1 protein-coding gene is annotated in these 848 nt (G+C 60.7%); it reads left to right on the top strand.

Annotated elements, in window-relative coordinates:
• The first annotated feature begins 46 nt into the window (after positions 1-46).
• A protein-coding gene (locus ACVOLI_RS20505) for an IS5-like element ISStma16 family transposase (RefSeq protein ID WP_086009121.1) occupies positions 47-839 on the top strand; the annotation gives its coding sequence in 2 pieces (ribosomal slippage) (positions 47-306 and positions 305-839; 795 coding nt in all).
• Positions 840-848 lie beyond the last annotated feature (9 nt).

Here is an 848-nt window from a genome sequence, read left to right as displayed (position 1 = left end):
AGAACGTGTTCAAAGTCTCGCCCTCTTGATGTGAGAAGCTCGCTGGGTGAGAAAAGGCTACCCCAGCGACATCAAGCGCGAGCAGTTCGAGGTGATCCGGCCATTGCTGGAGAGTGCGCGCAGAAAGACTGCCCCACGCAAAGTGGAGCTGTACGAGGTGTTCTGCGCCGTGCTGTACCTGCTGCGCACGGGCTGTCAGTGGCGGGCACTGCCCAGCGACTTTCCCAAATGGCGCACCGTGCACTCGTACTTTGCCATCTGGAGCGAGCCACGCGAGGGTGGCAGCCTGCTGGAGCAGGCATTAAAAAAATCAGGTTGGCGCGGCCCGCGAGAAACTGGGGCGCAACGCCTGCAGCACGCTCTTGATCGTGGACGCGCAGAGCGTGAAGAACACGGACACGGCGGGCTTGAAGGGCTATGACGCAGGCAAGAAGGTCTCGGGCATCAAGCGCCACATCGCGGTGGACACCCAGGGATTGCCGCATGCGATAGCGGTGACCACGGCCGAGGTGACGGACCGCAAAGGCGCACTGCAGGCGCTACAGCGCTGCAAGCCCCGGTTGAGCCGGCTACAAAGCCTGCTGTGCGATGCAGGCTACATCGGTCGGCCGTTCGCGCAAGGCGTGCAGCAGATTCTGGGAGGGCATGTGACGGTGCAGATCGCCAAGAGAAGCGAGCTTCACACTTTCAAAGTGATGCCCAAGCGCTGGGTCGTGGAACGCAGCTTTGCCTGGCTGGACAAGAACAGGAGGCTGTGGAAGAACTGCGAGCGATGGCTCAACACCAGCCTGCAGTTCGTCCACTTGGCATTCTTGGTGCTCTTGCTCAAAAGACTTTGAACACGCTCT

The sequence above is a fragment of the Stenotrophomonas sp. STEN029 genome, assembly GCF_056760015.1.
The sequence above is the reverse complement of the archived record's forward strand: the minus strand, read 5'-3'. Positions and strand labels throughout refer to the sequence as shown.